Source organism: Aureibacillus halotolerans (assembly GCF_004363045.1).
In the GTDB taxonomy this organism is placed as follows: domain Bacteria; phylum Bacillota; class Bacilli; order Bacillales; family DSM-28697; genus Aureibacillus; species Aureibacillus halotolerans.
The window spans coordinates 81,561-101,933 of the sequence record NZ_SNYJ01000011.1; the positions used below are offsets into that span (position 1 = coordinate 81,561).

A 20,373-nucleotide genomic window follows, 5' to 3' on the forward strand; every position below is an offset into this window, starting at 1 on the left:
GTTTGAAAATACTTCTTCAGAGAGTATCTAATGCCTCTGTGACGGTGAAAGAAGAGGTTGTTGGCAAAATTGAGCAAGGGTTTGTTGCTCTTGTAGGCGTTACCCATGAAGATACTCTGGCGACGGCAGAAAAACTTGCCGACAAAGTCGTTGGATTACGTGTGTTCGGAGATGAAGAGGGGAAAATGAACCTTAGCATCAAAGAGGTTGAAGGTCGTGTGCTATCGGTTTCTCAATTTACTCTTTACGGCAATACCGATAAAGGGCGCCGTCCACATTTTAGTGCCGCAGCAAAGCCAGAGCAGGCAAAAGAGGTTTATGACAATTTTAACGCAGCCCTTACCCGTCTTGGTGTTCATATAGAAACGGGTCGATTCGGTGAACATATGGACATCCAATTAACGAACGATGGGCCGGTCACGTTTCTTCTCGAAAAATAGTCTTTCAAAGCTGTTCTCACGTCATTGGCGTAAGGAACGGCTTTTTTTGGTAAATCACATTGACCTGGTATAGGTGCGTTCCAAGTGCAAACATAGGGAAAATGGCAAGCCGAAGTGAAAACAACTGCTTCGATAGGCTTAAAGTACGCGGATACAGCTCTAAACTGTTCGAATGAGGTCAGAAAGTGCTCGGATAATGTCCCAATCTGCGCGGATACGGTCAGAACATGCTCGGGTAATGTCCCAATCTGCGCGGATACTGGTGCAAACTGCTTGGATAAGCACCAATTGATCTGAAGTACGTGAGAGATCGCGTATCTGAAAGATGATCGCATAAAAAAACTGTCCACCGCTCATTATGTCTGAGGGTAGGACAGTTTTTGTGTTCCTTTTATTCACCGAAGTATGCTGCTAAGCCATCGACGATGCCAGCTACAGCATTTGCTTGATAACTGGCTGTCACAATTTTTTGCTCGTCGGTCGGCGTCGTCATAAACCCGAGCTCGACCAAAACAGCAGGTTGGGCATTTTCTCTTAGAACATGGTAATTGGCTTCTTTTATTCCACGGTTTGTCATTGTTGTGTGAGAGGAAAGCGATGGCAAAATCGTTGCTGCGAGTGCCTTGCCTCTGCTATCAAAATAAAAGCTACCTACACCTGTTGCCAGAGAGTTGTCCGATCCATCATAATGCAAGGAAAGAAAGGCATCGGCCGCGTTCGCTTCGCTAATTTGAACGCGTTCTCTCAGTGTTAAATATGTATCATTTGATCGTGTAAGGACGACATTGGCTCCAAGAGATGAGAGTCTATCTGCAAGCATTAAACTGGTCCGTAAAGCCACTGTTTTTTCATACGTACTGCCTTTGCCTATCGCTCCTGGGTCGCGACCACCGTGACCGGCGTCAATGACAATTGTTTTTCCTTGTATGCCACCTGAGCGATTCGCTGGCGGGGCAGGTACATTAGCTGGTGATTCCGATGATGAATCGGTTCTAGAAATCCAATTTGCGATATAACCAACTTGTTTTTGTGGTGTTTCAACGGCAAACCAATCGCCTTCTGCCCTGAGAAAAGGCAAGCGGTCTCCTGTGTTTAACTGTAGCATGATGGAACTATTTGTCGTAGGCGCTGAGCGAACACGGGCACCTTCGACGGAAGACGTCACATAGGATTGAGTAGCTACTGTATCAACAACTGGTTGTGTAGTAACAGGTGCCGTCCCGATTGCGGCAGGCTGCGCACCGTTTTCTTGGAGAAAATTACTTGATACGTATGCGTTATGGCCTTTGTAATTGACCTGTGACCAACCGTTTTGTTCGCCTAACACGGTGATTTTTTCTCCAGCGAATAATGCCCCTAAAATGTCACCTTCAGTCGATGGAGTTGAACGGACACGAAGTTGAGTGGCTGTGACGACGGCCGCAGTCCCGGTTGTAGCGATACTCCCTTGATTGGAAGGTGCATCTGTTTGGGCGGACTGATTTGTCGAAACGAGATACCCTGCGACCCATCCAGTAGACCCATTTGTTAGCTGAATCTTGACCCAACCGAATTTTTCCTCGACGACTGGGAAGGATTGCTGTGCCTTTACCGTATGAAGAACGGGGGCTTCTCGAGTAGGTTCCTCACGAACGTTTAATGAATCAGTTTGGACGGTTGCCTGTGATGCAGCATCAACTGGCTGCGTCGTATAAATGAGTGCGAAAAACAACAAAATAAGAAAAAACCAAGCTTGTTTCAAACAACATCCTCCTTCTAGCTGAATTAAAGCACTCCATTGAATGAATACAATGAAGGATAGATTATGCACTGCGCACTATTTCGACAAAAATCGCCTATATTCCTTTATTATTCACATTTCGTTTCTATTACAAATGCAGTGCTTTCGTCACGGCTTAGGAAATGAGCCCTTGACACATTGGATGAACCTGCGTACTATAAAAGCAATACAATACGGCGCAACCGTTGAAGAAGAGAGTTGCTAGAAAAGAGCCTGCCAAGAGAGAAGGATCATCGGCTGGAAATCCTTTCAGAGCGTTTTAGCGAAAGACACTTCCTGAGGTTTTGTCCTGAAAGATGAAAGTAGGGACAACGTTTAGCAGGCGATAACTGTACAGAGTGATATGCATTTGGCATTTCATGAGGGTGGCACCGCGGGTTAATCTCGTCCCTTTTTTAGGGACGGGATTTTTTTGCGTTGTTGGCAATTGTACAAATTTGCCTAAACGATTGCGTTGAGCATTGATGAAAACGACTGAGGAGGACAAAAAATGGGCTTTAACATTCCGCGTGGCACGCAAGATTTGTTGCCGGGCACGATTGAAAAATGGCAGTACGTTGAAAACCATATAAAAACGCTTTGTAGTGCGTACAACTATCATGAAATTCGGACGCCTATTTTTGAACATACTGATCTGTTTTTACGAGGTGTTGGAGAAAGCACTGATATTGTTCAAAAGGAAATGTACACGTTTAAGGATAAAGGCGATCGCAGCCTTACGTTAAGACCTGAGGGGACGGCCTCTGTGGCGAGGGCTTTTGTGGAGAACAAGCTCTTTGGTCTCTCACAACAACCTGTAAAACTTTTTTATATTGGACCGATGTTCCGCTATGAACGTCCTCAATCTGGGCGCATGAGACAGCTTCATCAGTTTGGTATTGAAGCCTTGGGGAGTGAGGATCCAGGCATTGATGCTGAGGTCATCTCACTTGCGTTTAACACGTACAAATCCCTTGGGCTTAAGAAGCTAAAGCTCGTGATTAATTCTCTCGGAGACTGGGAGAGCAGAAAACGTCATCGCGAATCGCTTGTCGCCCATTTCGAGCCATCGATTCACGAGTTTTGTGAGGATTGCCAGAAGAGACTAGAACTGAACCCGCTCCGCATTCTTGATTGCAAAAAGGATAAGGAACATCCGTTAGTTCAATCGGCACCAGCCATACTCGACTTTTTATCTGACGAATCGAAAGCGTATTTTGCGGATGTTCAAAAGTATCTTGATGCTAACGACATCCAATATGTGATTGATCCGACGCTTGTTCGCGGGCTAGATTATTACAATCACACAGCCTTTGAGATTATGAGCGAGGCAGAAGGGTTTGGTGCCGTCACAACGTTAAGTGGTGGCGGACGCTACAATGGCATGGTGAAAGAGATTGGTGGTCCAGAAACGCCTTGTATGGGCTTCGGCATAGGCATTGAACGACTGTTGCTTGCGCTAGAAACAGAAGGCGTTGAGTTGCCTATATCCAAAAAGCTCGATTGCTTTGTTGCATGTTTGTGTGAAGAATCCAAGTTGGAAGGAAGTAAACTGCTACAGCAATTGCGTCAAGCGGGTCTTTCTGCAGACCGAGATTATTTGGATAAAAAAATGAAAGCCCAGTTTAAAATGGCGGACCGTTTGCAAGCGGAATTCGTTGTCATTCTTGGTGAAGAAGAATTAAACAAAGGGATTGCGCAAGTGAAAAACATGGAGACTGGCGAGCAAGCCGAAGTGAGCTTGCAAGAAGTGGTTAAGTATATTCAACAAAGGGGAGCTCAAGCATGAGTAGAGGACGAACGCATTACTGTGGCAAACTACGAAATGAACAAATCGGAGAAACTGTCGAACTAAAAGGATGGGTTAGCACTCGTCGAGATCTAGGTGGCGTCATCTTTATTGATTTAAGAGATGCGTCAGGCATTGTTCAAGTCGTAGCGGACCAAGAGCTGTTTGCTGATGCCTTTACGACAGCGGAGAGTGTACGAAGTGAATACGTCCTGCACGTAGAAGGAAAAGTTGTGGCGAGAAGCAAAGAAACCGTCAACGCAAAAATTCCTTCTGGCGAGATTGAAATTGAAGCATCGCATATCAAAATAGTGAATGAAGCAAAAACGCCTCCATTTCCTATTGAAGATGACCTGCAAACGTCCGAAGACATTCGTTTGCGCTATCGTTACCTTGATTTAAGACGGCCTGTAATGCAAAACACATTGAGGCTCCGTCATCAGGTGTTTAAAACGATTCGTCACTATCTTGATGATCTTGAATTCACTGAAGTAGAAACACCGATGCTGACAAAGAGCACACCTGAAGGCGCGCGTGATTATCTTGTGCCAAGCCGTGTGCACCCAGGCGAATTTTTCGCCCTTCCACAATCACCACAGCTCTTCAAACAGCTGTTGATGGTATCTGGACTCGAAAGATATTATCAGATTACGAAGTGCTTTCGTGATGAAGACTTGCGAGCCGATCGTCAGCCAGAATTTACACAGCTCGACCTTGAAATGTCGTTTTTCGAAAAAGATGAGCTGTTTGCGATGATGGAAAAGATGGTTGTTAAGATTTTCAAAGACGTGAAAGGTATCGAAATTGATTCTTCGTTCCCACGTATGACGTATGACGAAGCAATGGCACGTTACGGCTCCGACAAACCCGATACACGCTTTGGTGTCGAGCTGAAGAATTTTTCAGACCTAGCAACAGCTTGTGATTTTAAAGTCTTCCGTCAAGCCATTGAGAACGGTGGACAGGTGAAGGGCATTTGTGTACCAGGCGCTGCCGATCGATACTCGCGTAAAGAAATTGATCAGCTTGCTGATTTTGCTGCGCAATACAAGGCAAAAGGACTCGCTTGGCTCAAGGTAGAGGAAGATGGAGTCAAAGGACCAATTGCGAAATTCTTTAATGACGCCGACTTTGACCTAATGATTGAGCGGTTTGCGGCCAATAAAGGCGATTTGCTGTTGTTTGTTGCCGACAAGCCTAGCGTCGTAGCCGATACACTAAGTGCATTACGTTTGCGTTTTGGCAAAGAGTTTGACCTCATTGATCAAAAGGCCCATCACTTATTATGGGTTACAGAATGGCCGTTGCTTGAGTATGATGACGAAACAAATCGTTATCACGCCGCGCATCATCCATTTACATCGCCTGTTGCAGAAGACTTGGATAAGCTTGAGAGCAACCCAGCCGACGTAAAAGCTGAAGCGTATGATCTTGTCTTGAACGGGTACGAAATTGGTGGGGGATCGCTTCGTATTCATGAAAATGACGTTCAAAAGCGTATGTTTAAGGCGATTGGTTTCAGTGAGGAAGAAAGTCAGGAGCAATTTGGCTTTTTGCTTGACGCCTTAGAATATGGCACGCCACCACACGGCGGTATCGCATTTGGATTAGATCGACTAGTCATGCTGCTAGCCGAACATTCCAACTTGCGTGAGGTCATTGCCTTTCCGAAAACGGCGAGTGCATCTGATGTGATGACCGCAGCGCCATCAGCTGTCAGCAAGAAACAGCTCAGCGATTTGCATATTGATCTAGATGTGTAAAAATAATCTGACTACTATTGCAACGCTTTGTTGTCTATGATATAGTTTTAGAAAGAAGTCCTGAAGTGTACGTGTTTCCTCGCCTTGTTTTGACCGAACAATAGTGTGATCGGGAGCGATTGTTTTTCGGATGCCTTCATGCCTCGTAAGCTGAGGAAGGAGAAGATTTCGGAAACTGCGCACCCACCTGTGAAGAGCGGGTTCAAAACACTTGAGGAGACGGCACCATTGGGGTTTCTTTCTTTATGTTGACTTAGGATAAAGATTAAAAATACGTAAACACAAAAAGATAAGTGAAGCAATCTCATAACTAATTTACTGAGAAAAACTCTGAACGATTCAATTGAATCTGTTCGGAGTTTTATTTAATTCAGGTTCCTTAATACGTGCAGTATGAGTTCTTTACAAAGACATAAACATATTCGAAGATCAATCCTGCGAAGCAGATGATCTTCGGTCACAAGTTATGAAGCAAAGTGGCTAAACTAAATTTTCATTTTCTCCATTGTAATAAGAACATAAAAAAATAAAAACACTTTACGCAAAAAACAAAACATCAGCGTAGTCAAAATACGTAGACTCCTGCGGCAAAGAAAACACGACGAGGTCTTTTTGAGTCGATGTTGCACTTGTACCCTTTAGGGTGAAACAGCGCGAGCTGAAGATCCCGGAGGAAAGCCGCTTATGCTTTCCGAGGAAGCTGAAGCCGTGCCAGGCGGCATAGAAAACACGACGAGGTCTTCTCGAGTCGATGTTGCACTTGTACCCGTAGGGTGAAAAGAAAACACGATGAGGTACTCGCGAATCGATGTTGACCTTATACCCTTTAGGGTGCAAGCGAAGTATTTTGACGAAGCGGTCAGTGTCTTAAAAACAAAACTCCAAACAGATTAAATTGAAACTGTTTGGAGTTTATATAAGTGATTTTTACATAAATTGTATTTATTTTTTCTCATAACGGTCTCTATTTCGCCACTTGTGTGAAGTTCCCATCCTCGTCCATACGAAACCGACCGACGGAGGCATTTTGATCAAGCTTTGTACGCCGTCTCGCTTTATCCATCATAAGCACAAAGGTTTGGTAATCCTCTTGGATATCCTCATAGTCATCCTTCAAACGCTGATAGCTTTCCTCAAGCTCTTGAATCTCTTCCTTCTGCTTTTCATACAACCGTTGAAGCTGTTCATGATCCTCTGCCAGCACCTGAGACTGTTTTTCATCAAAGGTACTCAAAAATTGGATGACGTCCTGTAAAGAAGTCATTGATGTTTTTGCAGCGGTAGGGGAAGGTGACTGTGTGATTCCTTCTGTAGCACGCTTTACCGGTTCGTCTCTTATATGCCCAGGGACGTACGCTTGAGCTTGTTCTTTCTTATATGCCTTGCGCTGTTTTTTGGCCATGGCAATCGCTTGTTCATATTTATTGCGAATTTCTGCATTCCAACGAAAGCCACACGCAGCAGATGTTCGATTTAATGCATCGCCCACTTCATCAAAGGCTTTTAATTGTGTGCTTCCTTCACGTATGTGACGAAGGACAGTTTCTGCAAGCAGGAGGTCATCTTCATGCGACCAAGCATCCTGTCTCACTTTAATCATATTGTTCAGCTCCTAGTTTATGAGATTTGGACGGCACCCAAGGCGTCTTCGTCCCGCTTTACTAGTGAACAGTATGACCGCTCTGCGCTTGACTTATACGTCTTTTTTACGTTGAAGGAAATAATCAAGTCGTTTCTGGACCGTTTTTTCGTACCCTCGATCAGTAGGTTGGTAGAAGGTGCGTTTACTTAAGTGCTCTGGCAGATACGCCTGTGGCACATACCCGCCCTCATAATCGTGTGGGTATTTGTAATCCAGCCCTCGCCCAAGCTCTTTAGCTCCTGGATAATGACCGTCACGAAGGTGAGCGGGAACTAAGCCGCCTTTTTCCTTTTCAACCGTGCGAAGGGCAGCATCAATTCCGGTAATCACACGATTGCTTTTTGGAGCAGTTGCAAGATAGAGAGCGGCTTCTGCTAGAGGAATTCGAGCTTCTGGCATGCCAATAAAATCAACCGCACGTGCCGCAGCCTCAGCGATAAGGAGTGCGTTTGGATCCGCTAGGCCAACATCCTCAGCGGCATGAACAAAGAGACGGCGAGCGATAAAGCGCGGATCTTCACCAGCATAGATCATTTTGGCGAGCCAATATAGCGTGGCATCGGGGTCAGAGCCGCGAATGCTCTTAATGAATGCCGAAATAACGTCGTAATGCTCATCGCCGTTTTTATCATAGTGGACGACGCGACGCTGAATGGATTCCTCTGCGGCTTCCAAAGAAATCTGGATTTCGCCATTGTCCGCAGGTGACGTTGTGAGAACGGCAAGCTCTAGGGCGTTGAGTGCTGTTCGAGCATCTCCAGTTGCGACGTCGACGAGGTGTGCGAGAGCGTCTTCCGCTATTTCAATTGCGTACTCACCGTACCCGCGTTCTTTATCTTGAATCGCTTGCTGGAGAACATGTTTTACGTCATCGTTTGTTAAAGAATGAAATTCGAAAAGGCGTGATCGTGACAAGAGCGCCCGATTAATTTCAAACATTGGATTTTCTGTCGTTGCCCCAATGAGGACAATCGTCCCGTCCTCAACAAAAGGGAGCAGGGCATCTTGCTGGCTTTTATTGAAGCGATGAATTTCATCGATAAATAAAATCGTTTTCGTTTCATTCATCAGCAGCTGTTCCTTCGCGTTTGTTGTTACTTCGCGAATATCCTTTACGCCTGAAGAGACGGCATTTAATTGCTCAAAGATACCTGACGTCGTATGGGCGATAATTCTGGCCAACGTTGTTTTTCCAGTGCCAGGCGGTCCAAAGTAGATCATCGGAGTGAGCTGGTCTGCTTCAACAGCTCTGCGCAGTAGCTTTCCTTTGCCGATGATGTGTGCTTGACCAATAAACTCATCAAGTGTTCGCGGACGCATGCGCGAAGCGAGAGGCGTCCCTTTTGGCGACCGGTTATTCATTGAAAATAGATCCATGCCAGTCCTCCTATTCATGGATGGTCCCATGTCAGCTTAGATTGCTCTGTTTTCTAAGCTGTGATGGAAGCGTTCCTATCTCAGCGGTGATATACTAGAGTCATCAGCGCTACAATCTGTTCGAAACATACACCACTGTAGCCAACAATGCAAGAAAGATTGGTTTCATGATATAATGTGTTCAGTTTTGTCGCATGATGTATAAAAGGAGCTGTATACACAGGTTGAGGCGAAGAGTGATTCGTATAAGTGTTTTCCTAATCGGCATGGCCGTTATGGCTTTTGGTATTGCGATGATGATACGAGCAGACCTCGGTAGTGCGCCTTGGGATGTTCTGCATATTGGCTTGTACAAACAACTTGGTCTGACCATCGGAACGTGGTCCATCATTATTGGATGTATGATTCTTGGTATGTCTTCCATTTTAGAGCGTGAGTGGCCAAAGGCAGGTGCCTTTGTGAATATGGTACTTGTCGGAGTTTTTATTGATGTATATTTATTAATGCCTTGGTTTAAAACGCCAGAAATGCTCATTTTTCAATGGACAATGCTGCTAGCAGGCATTATGATCATTGGTTTTGGCATCGGCATGTACATTTCAGCAAATCTTGGTGCTGGCCCAAGAGATTCATTAATGCTTGCATTAACGAAACGAACAGGGTGGCCCGTCCGACGAATTCGAAGTGCAATGGAAATGATTGTACTCACATGTGGTTGGTTGCTTGGGGGACCCGTTTTTTGGGGAACACTTATTTTTACATTTGGTATTGGTCCCGTCGTAGGGGTGACGCTTCCAATGTGCGAACGAAGTATGACATATTTGTTGAACAGGAGAGATCAAAATGAAAATATCGACAAAAGGAAGATACGGTCTAACCATTATGATCGCGTTGGCTAAAAAAACTGGTGATACACCGACATCGTTAAAATCAATTGCGCAGGATCATAACCTGTCAGAGCATTACCTTGAGCAGTTAATCGCCCCATTAAGGAACGCAGGGCTTGTGAAAAGTATCCGTGGTGCATACGGAGGGTACGTGCTAGCAAAAGATGCAGCGACAATTACGTCAGGGGATATTATTCGTGTGCTTGAAGGACCGATTAGTCTCGTTGAAGTATTAGAAGATGAAGAACCTGCGAAACGTGACCTATGGATTCGTATTCGTGATGCGGTCAAGGATGTTCTTGACAACACGACGCTTGAAGATTTGGCGAATTACGAGAGCAATGATGAGCAAGAATCCTACATGTTTTATATTTAAGCTAAAAATATCATTAAATCCGAAGGCTGAAAAACCTAAACTGAACGAAAACGTTTGTTTGCTCTAAGCGCAAAGTCTTAGGAGGCGAGGCGCTGCCATAAGGGCAATGAGCACCGGACAAGGCAAAGCAACGAAGAAAGCAAGCGTTTCTCATCAGCCTAAAAAAAACGCGGAGGCTGAGCGTGTGTGACCCCTAAAACACCAAAGCCTCCTTGCACGCACTAGAAAGGAAGGCTTTCTTAATGAAACGTATTTACCTTGATCATGCGTCCACAACACCAATGCACCCTGACGTCATTGCAGCAGTAGCCGAAGCGAGTCAGACCTATTTTGCCAATCCATCTAGCACACACACTTTTGGAAGAGAGGCAAAGCAGAGAATGGAAGCGGTTCGCCGTACGGCAGCAAAGTCAATTGGTGCAGAGGCAAAGCAGATCATTTTTACAAGTGGCGGCACCGAGTCGGATAACCTTGCCATTTTAGGTGTAGCAGCGGCAGCAGAGAAGCAAGGGAAAAAAGGGCATATGATGACGACGATGATTGAACACCATGCGGTTTTAAAGGCCTTTGATGCGCTTGAAAAGCGTGGGTGGGACGTTACGTATTTGTCTCCGTCAAGTGAAGGCTTTATCACAGCAGATCAGGTTGAGGAGGCATTGAAGCCTTCTACAGTGCTCGTCTCAATTATGGCGGCGAACAATGAAGTGGGAACCCTACAGCCGATTGGTGAAATTGGCGCGAGGCTACTAAATCATCCGGTGTTATTTCATACAGATGCTGTACAGGTGTATGGCATTCAATCGCTGCAAGTTGATGAACTAAACGTTGACTTCCTCACAACCGCTGCACACAAATTAAATGGACCGAACGGCGTTGGTTTTTTGTACGTTCGTCATGCAAACTCAATTGAATCAATTCTGCACGGTGGATCACAGGAACGACAGCATCGTGCAGGAACAGAAAATATCGCTGGTTTATGTGGATTCGAAAAGGCCATCGAGCTAACGCAAGCGCAGTTCGTTGGTCACCACGATCATCTGCAAAAGCTCAAGACACGTTTCCTGTCCGTGCTAGAGGATGCAAAGCTATCTTTTTCTACGAATGGCGCAAGTGGAGTGGAAAGCTTGCCTTCCATCGTGAACCTTTGCTTTCCTGATGTTCGTAGTGATCAATTGCTCATGAATTTGGATCTAGAAGGTGTGGCGGCTTCTAGTGGTTCGGCATGCACCGCAGGAACGTTAGAGCCCTCCCATGTTGTACAAGCAATGTGGCCGGATCTACCGGAGCGGGCGATGACCTCCGTGCGGTTTAGTTTTGGTGTATACATGGATGTTGATGAGGTCGAACAGGCCGCGAAACGGACGGTTACGATTATTCGACGTTTAAGCAAAAACAACTAGAGGAAGGAGGAGAAAAGGATGAAAGAACGTGTTGTAGTAGGCATGTCCGGTGGTGTAGATTCGTCGGTAACAGCGTTGCTTCTCAAAGAGCAAGGCTATGATGTCATTGGCTTGTTTATGAAAAATTGGGACGATACCGATGAACGCGGCATCTGTACGGCCACAGAGGACTTTGAAGATGTCGCTCGCGTTGCTGAACAAATTGGCATTCCCTACTACTCCGTAAACTTCGAGAAGGAATATTGGGACCGTGTGTTTACGTATTTTCTTGAGGAATACAAAGCAGGACGCACGCCGAATCCTGACGTAATGTGCAACAAGGAAATAAAATTTAATGCCTTTCTTGAGCACGCTATGAGCTTAGGTGCAGATTATGTGGCGACGGGTCACTATGCCCGTGTTGAACGAACAGAGGAGGGTGTCTTGCTTAAAAAAGGGATCGATGGCCAAAAGGATCAAACGTATTTTTTGCATCAGCTGTCGCAGAAGCAACTATCGCATGTGTTGTTTCCTTTGGGCGAGCTTGAAAAACGAGAGGTCCGTCATCTCGCTGAAAAGGCAGAATTAGCGACGGCGGGAAAGAAAGATTCCACGGGCATTTGTTTTATTGGCGAGCGGAACTTTAAGGAATTCTTGCAATCGTATCTTCCTGCGAAGCCAGGTGTGATGGTCACGATGGACGGAGGAGTTGTGGGCAAGCATGAGGGACTGATGTATTATACAATTGGCCAACGCAGAGGTCTTGGTATCGGCGGTGCTGGCGATCGTTGGTTTGTTGTCGGCAAAAACATGGCGACCAACCAGCTATATGTTGAGCAAGGAGATGACCATGAAGCCTTGTATTCAACGAGTCTTATTGCTCGCGAAGTCAATTGGGTCCTGCCTCCTGATGCTACTGAAATGAAATGCATGGCAAAATTTCGCTACCGTCAGCCAGATATTCCTGTGACGGTTCAGCGTCTTGATGACAATAGCGTTACCGTTCGGTTCGATACGCCTCAAAAAGCGATTACCCCTGGACAGTCTGCTGTCTTTTATAGAGATGATGTATGTCTTGGTGGTGGGACGATTGATGAGGTCTACAAAGAGGGTAACAAACTGTTGCACGTTGGATAATGACGTTTAGGTTAGGTGCTGTGGCATAAGCCCAGTTGCCTGCCTTTTTTAATGACAGCATAACGGGTTTCCCGGAAAGAAGGTATACTTATGACAAAAGAATACAATGAAATAGGCATTCAGCATTTGCAAGAAGGCGACATAGAACAGGCTGCAAAGGCATTTAATCAAGCCATTGAAGCACAACCAACAGATCCAGTAGCGTATGTTAATTTTGGCAACCTACTGCAATCCATGGGCGAAGCTGATAAGGCGATACAATTTTTTGAGCGGGCGATTGAGCTTGATCCATCAGCCGGTGCTGCCTACTATGGTCTTGGCATTTTATACTATGATCAAGAGAGCTACCAGAAGGCTTCTCAACAGTTTCAGAAAGCAGTCGATGCGAAGCTAGAGAGCAGCGACGTCTATTTTATGCTTGGGTCAAGTCTGTTTCTTCTTGACAATCCTCGGCTTGCGCTCCCTTATTTACAACAAGCCATTGATTTGAATGAAGATGACATCGAAGCCCGCTTTCAGCTTGCGCTTGCGCTGGCAAAAACGGATGAAATCTTGTTGGCATTGCCTCACCTCGAACGTATCGTGGAAGAGGACGAGCAGCATGCTGACGCGTGGTATAACCTCGGAATCGCCTACAGTACCCAAAACGATGTAGATAAAGCAAAAAGCGCGTTACAAAAAGCGCTGGTCATCCAGCCTGACCATACGCTTGCTGTGCATGCTTTAGAAGCGGTGGATACGTTGGCCGATTGACAGCAACTTTGCATGGACAATCACGCCAGATAGACGGTGAGAAGGGAAGTGTTCAACCTATGTCTGAAACAGCAACTCCATTTGTGCAGGGCAAGCTTAAGGCGCTAATCTATCATAACGATCAATCCTTGTATTCGGTGGCGAAAATCGCTGTTGAACAAAGCACGGAAGACCTGCCAGAAGCAACAAAGGAAGTCGTCATTACGGGACACTTCCCAAAACTGTCTGAGGATGAGTCTGTGACGTTTTATGGGCATTTTCATCAGCATCCCCGTTTTGGCTTGCAATATCAAGTGGAGCGTTACCGTAAAGAAAGTCCTACAACGGAACAAGGGCTTGTGCATTATCTGTCCAGTGATTTATTTCATGGCATAGGTGAAAAAACGGCAGAACGGATTGTTGCCGAGCTTGGGCTGCAAGCGATTGAAAAAATCTTGAATGATGACGCTGCGTTGGATGCGGTCAAAGGCTTAAAGACCAAAAAAAAGGAAGATTTGCGAAGTGCACTGAAGGAACATCGTGGATTGGAGCTTGTATTAGGTGCGTTGGCAGACTATGGTTTTGGTCCCCAGCTGTCTATAAAAATTTATCAGGCGTATCAAGAGCGGACGATCGAGATGGTGCAGGAGTTCCCTTATCAATTGATACACGATGTGGAAGGCATTGGATTTTTAAAAGCAGATGAACTTGCAGCTAAGCTTGGGTTTACTGGAGACCATCCAAAACGAGTTGAAGCGGCATGCTTTTATGTGTTGTATGAAGCAGGTCAAAATGACGGTCATACATATTTGCACGAGGAACAACTCCGTCAAAGAATGGCACAATTGTTAAGGCTTCGGATCGAAGATTTAACATCATATTTGTCAACTCTACAAGCAGACAAGAAAATCATCAAAGAAGACGACAAGGTGTTTATGGCACAGCTTTATTGGGCGGAAAAGGGAGTGCGAACGCAAATTGGGCGCTTGCTCGCAACGACAGAGAGCGATCGTTTTTCGCAGGCTGCCTTCCTAAAAGCCCTTGGTACGATTGAGGAAAAGCGTGGCATCACGTACGCTGAAAGACAACGCGAGGCAGTTGAAACGGCATTGCGTGCGCAGATGATGATTTTAACGGGTGGACCAGGTACTGGGAAAACGACTGTTATTCGTGGAATCGTTGAAGTGCTTGCAAAAATGGAAGGTTTTTCACTGGATCCGTCGGATTATAAAAAAGATGATCCGTTTCCAGTGTTGTTGGTTGCTCCAACGGGTCGAGCCGCCAAACGGATGAGTGAATCGACGAGTCTTCCTGCGATGACGATTCATCGAATGCTCGGGTGGAATGGAGAAAATAAATTTTCTCGCGATGAAACGAACCCTGTGAAAGGAAAGCTATTGATTGTTGATGAATCTTCAATGCTGGATGTTTATTTGGCAAATCAACTATTAAAGGCAGTAGAGGACGGGATCAAGGTCATCTTTGTTGGCGATGAAGACCAACTTCCATCTGTTGGGCCAGGTCAGGTGCTAAAGGATTTGATTCAGGCGGACTCGTTTCCCGTCGTCCGACTCACTGATATTTATCGGCAAGCTGAATCCTCCTCCATTATACGGATGGCGCATGCTTTAAAGCGAGGGGAGCTGCCTGAAGATATTCTCGAGCCAACAAACGACCGGCGTATGTTCGAGTGCTCTCAGCATCAGCTTGCCGATGTTGTTGTAAAAGTATGTGGCAATGCGGCTAGTAAAGGCTATAGTCCACACGACATTCAAGTATTGGCACCAATGTATAAGGGCCCTGCAGGCATTGATGCGTTAAATCTTAGGTTACAGGAATGCTTTAACCCTCCAAACCCCCAAAAACGTGAAACAGCTCATAAAGGGGGCATTCTCCGCACAGGCGATAAGGTACTTCAACTCGTGAACCGACCTGAAGACCATGTGTTCAATGGGGATGTAGGCGAAGTTGTAGCGATTATGAAGGCGAACGAGACGACGGACAAGCAAGAGCAAATTGTCGTTGACTTTGATGAACGGGAGATCGTGTATACAAAGCAAGACCTCATTCAACTTACTTTAGCGTATTGCTGCTCTGTACATAAATCCCAAGGCAGCGAATACCCAATCGTCATCATTCCTTTAGTGTATAGCTACCGCCGAATGTTACAACGGAATTTATTATATACGGCCATTACTCGTAGTAAGGATTATCTTATTCTCTGTGGCCAGCTCGGGGCATTTAACGAAGCTGCGCGAAGAACGATGGATTTCACAAGGCAAACGAGTTTAGCTTACCGTTTTATGGATGAAGTTGATTCAAACGAGTATTTTTCATTACAAGAGGTTGATGAACCAGGAATGGAAAATGTTTCTCCTTATGATTTCCTATAAGAGGGCACACTAAAAATGTTCGGAGTTCCGGGCATTTTTTCTTTATGTACGGTGTGCTTCTCAGTATGTTCTAGACTAAACGACACCCCGTTCTCACGTATAGCAATGCAAAAAATCGGGCATCAATGGTCGTAACAAAACCGTTGAAAGAAGGGGTTCACCCATGCAATGTCCGAATTGCAGATCCAAGGATATCGGGAAAATCGGTGTCCACCAGTATTATTGCTGGGGATGTTATATCGAATTGAGCATTCATCAAAATCGCTTATCCACTCATCAAGTGGAAGAGGACGGGACACTAAGCACGTTAGACGATTTATTTACAGAAGAGCAGTTGATGTTAGACCAAAGGAGGATTCCATGAAAACAACCGTTTCCGCTGTTGCAACAGGTCTTGGGGCAGTCATGCTTTCCACCGTATTTATGAGAAGAGAAAAAAAACCGTCTTATATGTCTTGGATGAAGCCTGCCACTTACAAAAAGCTGAAGAAACGCGTCAAACAGTTTACAAAGTAGCAAAAAAATGACCGATTTTCACATGGTGTGGAGATCGGTTTTTTGGCAGTCGAATGTCTGTTCATAATTATTCGAATCATAAAGCAAAGTGAATGTTTATTCGCTATGTTACTGAACGTCCATCTAAACTAATCGGGAATTCATTTAAGCAAAAAGGTGTCCACAGGTTTTGAGCTTGAACATTTTATAGAAGGAGATCTCTTTTATGGGAAAGCCCTTAGTATGGCTAGTATGGCTCACCAATGCATTACTGGCGGCAACAATTTTATTTCTACTGTGGCGCTTATCGGAAGTGTGGCTGCCCTATGCCACGAAGGCAATAAAGGTGCTCGTGCCTTTCTTCATTTCGATTGCGATTACATACTTGCTCCATCCGTTGATCGAATATTTGCTGCGTGCTGGACTCTCAAGAACGTTATCGGTAGGAAGCATTTTTCTGTTGTTTTTTGGGGCATGTGGCTATGGCATTTACCGTGGTGTCCCTTTTCTACTCATGCAGGTGCGGGCGTTTTCAGAGCAACTCCCATCTTTGGCAAACACCTATCGTGATTTGCTCTACACTTTATCCGATTATACGGAGCATTACCCAGATGGGGTTCAGGAGAAAATTTGGGGAATGATCGCCTCCATAGAACAATGGATACAAGTTCTATTGAATGGTTTTTTGGACACAGCACAAAACAACCTTGATGAAATGCTTTTGCTCCTTATGGTTCCTTTTATTGTGTTTTACTTGCTAAAGGATTACCCACAGGTGAAAAAAGCCGTCGTCTCTTTTGTTCCGAATAAGTGGCATCGGGAGGGGCGAGTGTTTGCGAAAGAAGTCAACGCGTCCTTAGGTAGTTACATTCGCGGACAGCTGCTTGTTTGTGCGGCTGTCGGTGGGGCGGCTATGCTAGGGTATTGGATCATCGGGCTTCAATTTCCGATTCTACTTGGCGTGTTTGCTGGTTTAACGAATGTAATCCCTTATTTCGGACCAATCATCGGTGCGGTTCCGGCTCTTGTTGTCGCGTTTGCTATGTCCCCAACAAAAGCTGTGTTTGCCATTTGCGTCGTCGTTGTGATTCAATTGCTTGAAAGCAATGTATTATCCCCGCTTGTTGTCGGAAAAAGCTTGCATATGCACCCGGTCGTCGTTATCTTCGTCCTCTTGCTTGCAGGTGAATTCTTTGGATTAGTCGGCATGGTGTTGGCAATCCCGGCTGCTGCAGTCATCCGCATTATATGGCAACACGGCAGAAACGCATGGCTGAATTGACAAAAGCGGTGGAATTGACTATAATATCCGCAGATTGAATGCATCAAAACAACGCAGGGATTGCACCCTCGAAAGTGAAAAGAGGTCGATTTTCGATTCTCTATCACAGGTGCATAGAACGAAGGCTGCACTCTCGTTCCTTTGGAATGATGGTGTTTTTTTTATACGTAGAGCAAGTGGCAAAAAAAGCCTGCCATTCCTCTTAACACTCATGGCATTTGGAAAGGACTGTTTTGTAATGAAGTGGTTGTATTCTCATCAGGTCAGGCAAATGTTTCTCGATTTCTTTCAGGAAAAGGGACATGCCATCGAACCAAGTGCTTCACTCGTGCCAAAGAATGATCCAACATTGCTCTGGATAAACTCTGGCGTCGCCACTCTTAAACCGTATTTTGATGGCCGCATCATTCCTGAGAATCCGAGGATTGTAAACGCACAAAAATCAATACGAACGAATGATATTGAAAATGTCGGTGTAACGGCAAGGCATCATACTTTCTTTGAAATGCTCGGCAACTTTTCTATTGGTGATTATTTCAAAAAAGAGGCCATTCATTGGGCGTGGGAATTTTTGACGAGCGAGAAGTGGATTGGGTTTGATCCAGACAAACTGTCTGTAACCATTCACCCAGAAGATGATGAAGCCTTTGCGATTTGGAATCAGGAGATCGGGCTCCCAGAAGAGCGTATTATCCGTCTCGAAGAAAACTTTTGGGATATCGGTGAAGGCCCAAGCGGACCAAATACAGAAATCTTCTTTGATCGCGGAGACGACTACGGCTTGTTAGACGAAAACGACCCTGAAATGTTTCCAGGCGGTGAAAATGAACGGTTTCTCGAGATTTGGAATCTTGTCTTTTCGCAATTTAATCATAATCCTGATCACACATATACCCCACTGCCTAAAAAGAACATTGATACCGGCATGGGACTAGAACGAATGGTCAGCGTCATTCAGGAAGCAAAAACAAACTATGACACTGATTTGTTCTTGCCAATCATTCGTTATACGGAAACACTAACGACGAATCGGTATGGAGAAAGTAACGAGGTCGATACCGCATTTAAAGTCATTGCGGATCACATTCGGACCGTTGCTTTTGCTGTTTCTGATGGTGCGTTGCCTTCGAATGAAGGTCGAGGCTATGTGTTGCGAAGATTGCTTCGCCGCGCGGTTCGTTTTGCAAAAATCATTGGGCTAGAAGAGCCGTTTATGTACCGACTCGTCAATGTAGTTGCTGAAAATATGGCCGAATTCTACCCGGATGTGTTAAAAAACAACAGCTTTATCCAGCAGGTTGTAAAAACCGAGGAAGAACGTTTCCATGCGACGCTTTCAGAGGGCTTAAGCATTTTAAATGAGATGCTGAATGAATTAAAAGCGAAAGGTGAGACAACCTTAAGTGGTGCGAATGCCTTTAAGTTGTATGACACGTACGGCTTCCCTGTAGAGCTCACTGAGGAGTATGCAAGTGAAGCAGGTCTTGGTGTAGATCTTGATGAGTTTCTTAAGGAAATGAATCAACAAAAAGATCGCGCAAGAAACGCTCGTGAGGATAAAGGGTCCATGCAAATTCAAGGCGGCGTTTTAGGAGACATCACAGTCAATTCCTCGTTTGTTGGGTATTCGGACACGTCGACGACAGCGACTGTAGCCAGCTTGATCTCACAACAAAAGATCGTCGAATCAGCGTCGGCAGGCGATGAAGTCGTCATCATCTTAGATCAAACACCATTTTATGCAGAGAGCGGTGGGCAGGTCGCTGATACGGGCTACCTTCATCTCGCGAATGGAAGTGTGTTTATCAATGACGTACAAAAGGCACCGAATGGCCAAAATGCACACTATGGCGTTATTGAAGCTGGAACGGTTCAATTAGGCGATGTAGTCGACGCAAAAGTTGACCGTACTACGCGATCGGCGACGGTGAAAAATCACACAGCGACTCACTTACTTCATCAGGCGTTAAAGGATGTTTTAGGAACACATGTTAATCAAGCGGGTTCCCTCGTTTCGCCAAATCGTCTTCGCTTTGATTTCTCCCATTTCAGCGCGATTAGTGCTGATGATTTACGGGTCATCGAACAAAAAGTAAATGAACAGATTTGGGAAGCAACGGCTGTGCAAATTGAAGAAATGGATTTGGCTGCTGCCAAAGAAAAAGGCGCCATGGCTTTGTTTGGTGAAAAATACGGTGATCGTGTCCGTGTGGTTTCTGTAGATTCCTATTCTGTGGAGCTATGTGGTGGATGTCACGTCGGCAATACGGCAGAAATCGGTCTGTTTGTGATTGAGTCAGAATCAGGCATTGGCGCTGGAACGAGAAGGATTGAGGCGCTCACTGGCAAAGCAGCATTTGAACGCTTGCAAGGAGAAGCCAACAAAGTACAGCAAATCGCAGGAACCTTGAAAGCAAGTCCTTCAACTGTAGTGGACCGAGCAACGAATCTCGTCAATGAATTACGTGGCCTTGAAAGAGAAAATGAGTCCTTAAAAGGAAAGCTTGGGGCCCGGGAAAGCGGCGATGTTCTCTCGCAAGTTAAAACAATTGAAGGCGTTCAAGTGCTTGCCGTGCAGATGAGTGACGTTGATATGAATGGACTTCGTCAACGTTTAGATCAATTGAAGCAATCGCTTGACTCTGCAGTGATCGTTCTTGGTAGCGCATCGCAGGACAAAGTCCATATCGTCGCAGGTGTAACAAAGGACCTTCATCCGAAAGGCTTACGCGCTGGTGATATTGTTAAAGCCGTTGCTAGCATGTGCGGAGGCAGTGGTGGAGGACGACCAGATATGGCCCAAGCAGGTGGAAAAGAGCCTGAGAAACTTCCAGCAGCGATAGCTTCTGTCGAAGACTTGGTTCACGATACTTTACAGAAGGCGTGAAATGTGTGAAACTGGGAAAAATGAGCATCATCATA

At 45.4% G+C, this 20,373-nt stretch carries 16 protein-coding genes, 1 other RNA gene and 1 other annotated feature; of the genes, 14 read left to right on the forward strand and 3 right to left on the reverse strand.

Features of this window, described 5'->3' with window-relative positions; all coding sequences use genetic code 11:
* Positions 1 to 2: 2 nt before the first annotated feature.
* Positions 3 to 440 (forward strand): D-aminoacyl-tRNA deacylase, encoded by a 438-nt coding sequence (dtd, locus tag EV213_RS13325; protein WP_133581044.1) that lies wholly within the window; start codon positions 3 to 5, stop codon positions 438 to 440.
* 391 nt (positions 441 to 831) lie between these two features.
* Here the strand turns inward: dtd and EV213_RS13330 are convergent, their stop codons facing one another.
* A complete protein-coding gene (locus EV213_RS13330; protein ID WP_166639309.1) occupies positions 832 to 2,181 on the reverse strand; it encodes an N-acetylmuramoyl-L-alanine amidase family protein in 1,350 nt (449 codons plus the stop codon).
* Positions 2,182 to 2,396: 215 nt separating this feature from the next.
* Positions 2,397 to 2,615: a binding site (T-box leader), on the forward strand.
* Positions 2,616 to 2,710: 95 nt separating this feature from the next.
* On the opposite strand from EV213_RS13330, the gene hisS reads away from it, so the two are divergent.
* From hisS to ssrS, 3 genes are all read left to right on the forward strand, one after another.
* On the forward strand, positions 2,711 to 3,988 hold the full coding sequence (gene hisS, locus EV213_RS13335) for a histidine--tRNA ligase (RefSeq protein WP_133581046.1): 1,278 nt from the start codon (positions 2,711 to 2,713) through the stop codon (positions 3,986 to 3,988).
* Positions 3,985 to 5,751: an aspartate--tRNA ligase gene (gene aspS, locus EV213_RS13340; RefSeq protein ID WP_133581047.1), complete on the forward strand. Its 1,767-nt coding sequence runs from the start codon at positions 3,985 to 3,987 to the stop codon at positions 5,749 to 5,751. Before hisS ends, aspS begins: the two co-directional genes overlap by 4 nt.
* Before the next feature lie 54 nt (positions 5,752 to 5,805).
* A non-coding RNA gene (gene ssrS / locus EV213_RS13345) (6S RNA) lies at positions 5,806 to 5,990 on the forward strand.
* A 725-nt stretch (positions 5,991 to 6,715) separates the two neighbouring features.
* Here ssrS and EV213_RS13350 read toward each other — a convergent pair.
* Positions 6,716 to 7,351, reverse strand: a complete 636-nt coding sequence (locus EV213_RS13350; protein ID WP_133581048.1) for an RsfA family transcriptional regulator — start codon at positions 7,349 to 7,351, stop codon at positions 6,716 to 6,718.
* Between the two features lie 93 nt (positions 7,352 to 7,444).
* Positions 7,445 to 8,770, reverse strand: coding sequence for an AAA family ATPase (locus EV213_RS13355; RefSeq protein ID WP_133581049.1), 1,326 nt, complete (start codon positions 8,768 to 8,770; stop codon positions 7,445 to 7,447).
* A 236-nt stretch (positions 8,771 to 9,006) separates the two neighbouring features.
* Between EV213_RS13355 and EV213_RS13360 the strand changes: the two genes are divergently transcribed.
* The 10 genes from EV213_RS13360 to alaS all read left to right on the forward strand — a co-directional run bounded on the left by EV213_RS13360 (position 9,007) and on the right by alaS (position 20,338).
* Positions 9,007 to 9,669, forward strand: coding sequence for a YczE/YyaS/YitT family protein (locus EV213_RS13360; protein WP_243740124.1), 663 nt, complete (start codon positions 9,007 to 9,009; stop codon positions 9,667 to 9,669).
* Positions 9,614 to 10,033 carry a cysteine metabolism transcriptional regulator CymR gene (gene cymR, locus EV213_RS13365; protein WP_133581050.1) on the forward strand — a complete coding sequence of 140 codons (420 nt, stop codon included), beginning with the start codon at positions 9,614 to 9,616 and terminating at the stop codon, positions 10,031 to 10,033. Before EV213_RS13360 ends, cymR begins: the two co-directional genes overlap by 56 nt.
* Positions 10,034 to 10,275: 242 nt before the next feature.
* Positions 10,276 to 11,433: a cysteine desulfurase family protein gene (locus tag EV213_RS13370; protein WP_133581051.1), complete on the forward strand. Its 1,158-nt coding sequence runs from the start codon at positions 10,276 to 10,278 to the stop codon at positions 11,431 to 11,433.
* Positions 11,434 to 11,451: 18 nt separating this feature from the next.
* On the forward strand, positions 11,452 to 12,549 hold the full coding sequence (gene mnmA, locus EV213_RS13375; RefSeq protein ID WP_133581052.1) for a tRNA 2-thiouridine(34) synthase MnmA: 1,098 nt from the start codon (positions 11,452 to 11,454) through the stop codon (positions 12,547 to 12,549).
* Positions 12,550 to 12,639: 90 nt separating this feature from the next.
* Positions 12,640 to 13,302: a tetratricopeptide repeat protein gene (locus EV213_RS13380; protein ID WP_133581053.1), complete on the forward strand. Its 663-nt coding sequence runs from the start codon at positions 12,640 to 12,642 to the stop codon at positions 13,300 to 13,302.
* 59 nt (positions 13,303 to 13,361) lie between these two features.
* Entirely contained in the window at positions 13,362 to 15,674 is a 2,313-nt protein-coding gene (recD2, locus tag EV213_RS13385; RefSeq protein WP_133581054.1) for an SF1B family DNA helicase RecD2, read from the forward strand.
* A gap of 163 nt (positions 15,675 to 15,837) precedes the next feature.
* Entirely contained in the window at positions 15,838 to 16,038 is a 201-nt protein-coding gene (locus tag EV213_RS13390) for a hypothetical protein (RefSeq protein ID WP_133581055.1), read from the forward strand.
* Complete coding sequence (locus EV213_RS20800) at positions 16,035 to 16,190, forward strand: hypothetical protein (RefSeq protein WP_166639310.1); 156 nt, start codon at positions 16,035 to 16,037, stop codon at positions 16,188 to 16,190. Before EV213_RS13390 ends, EV213_RS20800 begins: the two co-directional genes overlap by 4 nt.
* 205 nt (positions 16,191 to 16,395) lie before the next feature.
* Entirely contained in the window at positions 16,396 to 17,451 is a 1,056-nt protein-coding gene (locus tag EV213_RS13395; RefSeq protein ID WP_133581056.1) for an AI-2E family transporter, read from the forward strand.
* 238 nt (positions 17,452 to 17,689) lie between these two features.
* Complete coding sequence (gene alaS, locus EV213_RS13400; RefSeq protein ID WP_133581057.1) at positions 17,690 to 20,338, forward strand: alanine--tRNA ligase; 2,649 nt, start codon at positions 17,690 to 17,692, stop codon at positions 20,336 to 20,338.
* The last annotated feature ends 35 nt before the right edge of the window (positions 20,339 to 20,373 follow it).

Excerpts from the sequence above, each read along its gene's own strand:
- hisS (WP_133581046.1), top strand. The coding sequence starts at position 2,711 with ATGGGCTTTAACATTCCGCGTGGCACGCAAGATTTGTTGCCGGGCACG.
- aspS (WP_133581047.1), top strand. The coding sequence starts at position 3,985 with ATGAGTAGAGGACGAACGCATTACTGTGGCAAACTACGAAATGAACAA.
- EV213_RS13350 (WP_133581048.1), bottom strand. The coding sequence starts at position 7,351 with ATGATTAAAGTGAGACAGGATGCTTGGTCGCATGAAGATGACCTCCTG.
- EV213_RS13355 (WP_133581049.1), bottom strand. The coding sequence starts at position 8,770 with ATGGATCTATTTTCAATGAATAACCGGTCGCCAAAAGGGACGCCTCTC.
- cymR (WP_133581050.1), top strand. The coding sequence starts at position 9,614 with ATGAAAATATCGACAAAAGGAAGATACGGTCTAACCATTATGATCGCG.
- EV213_RS13370 (WP_133581051.1), top strand. The coding sequence starts at position 10,276 with ATGAAACGTATTTACCTTGATCATGCGTCCACAACACCAATGCACCCT.
- mnmA (WP_133581052.1), top strand. The coding sequence starts at position 11,452 with ATGAAAGAACGTGTTGTAGTAGGCATGTCCGGTGGTGTAGATTCGTCG.
- EV213_RS13380 (WP_133581053.1), top strand. The coding sequence starts at position 12,640 with ATGACAAAAGAATACAATGAAATAGGCATTCAGCATTTGCAAGAAGGC.
- recD2 (WP_133581054.1), top strand. The coding sequence starts at position 13,362 with ATGTCTGAAACAGCAACTCCATTTGTGCAGGGCAAGCTTAAGGCGCTA.
- EV213_RS13390 (WP_133581055.1), top strand. The coding sequence starts at position 15,838 with ATGCAATGTCCGAATTGCAGATCCAAGGATATCGGGAAAATCGGTGTC.
- EV213_RS20800 (WP_166639310.1), top strand. The coding sequence starts at position 16,035 with ATGAAAACAACCGTTTCCGCTGTTGCAACAGGTCTTGGGGCAGTCATG.
- EV213_RS13395 (WP_133581056.1), top strand. The coding sequence starts at position 16,396 with ATGGGAAAGCCCTTAGTATGGCTAGTATGGCTCACCAATGCATTACTG.
- alaS (WP_133581057.1), top strand. The coding sequence starts at position 17,690 with ATGAAGTGGTTGTATTCTCATCAGGTCAGGCAAATGTTTCTCGATTTC.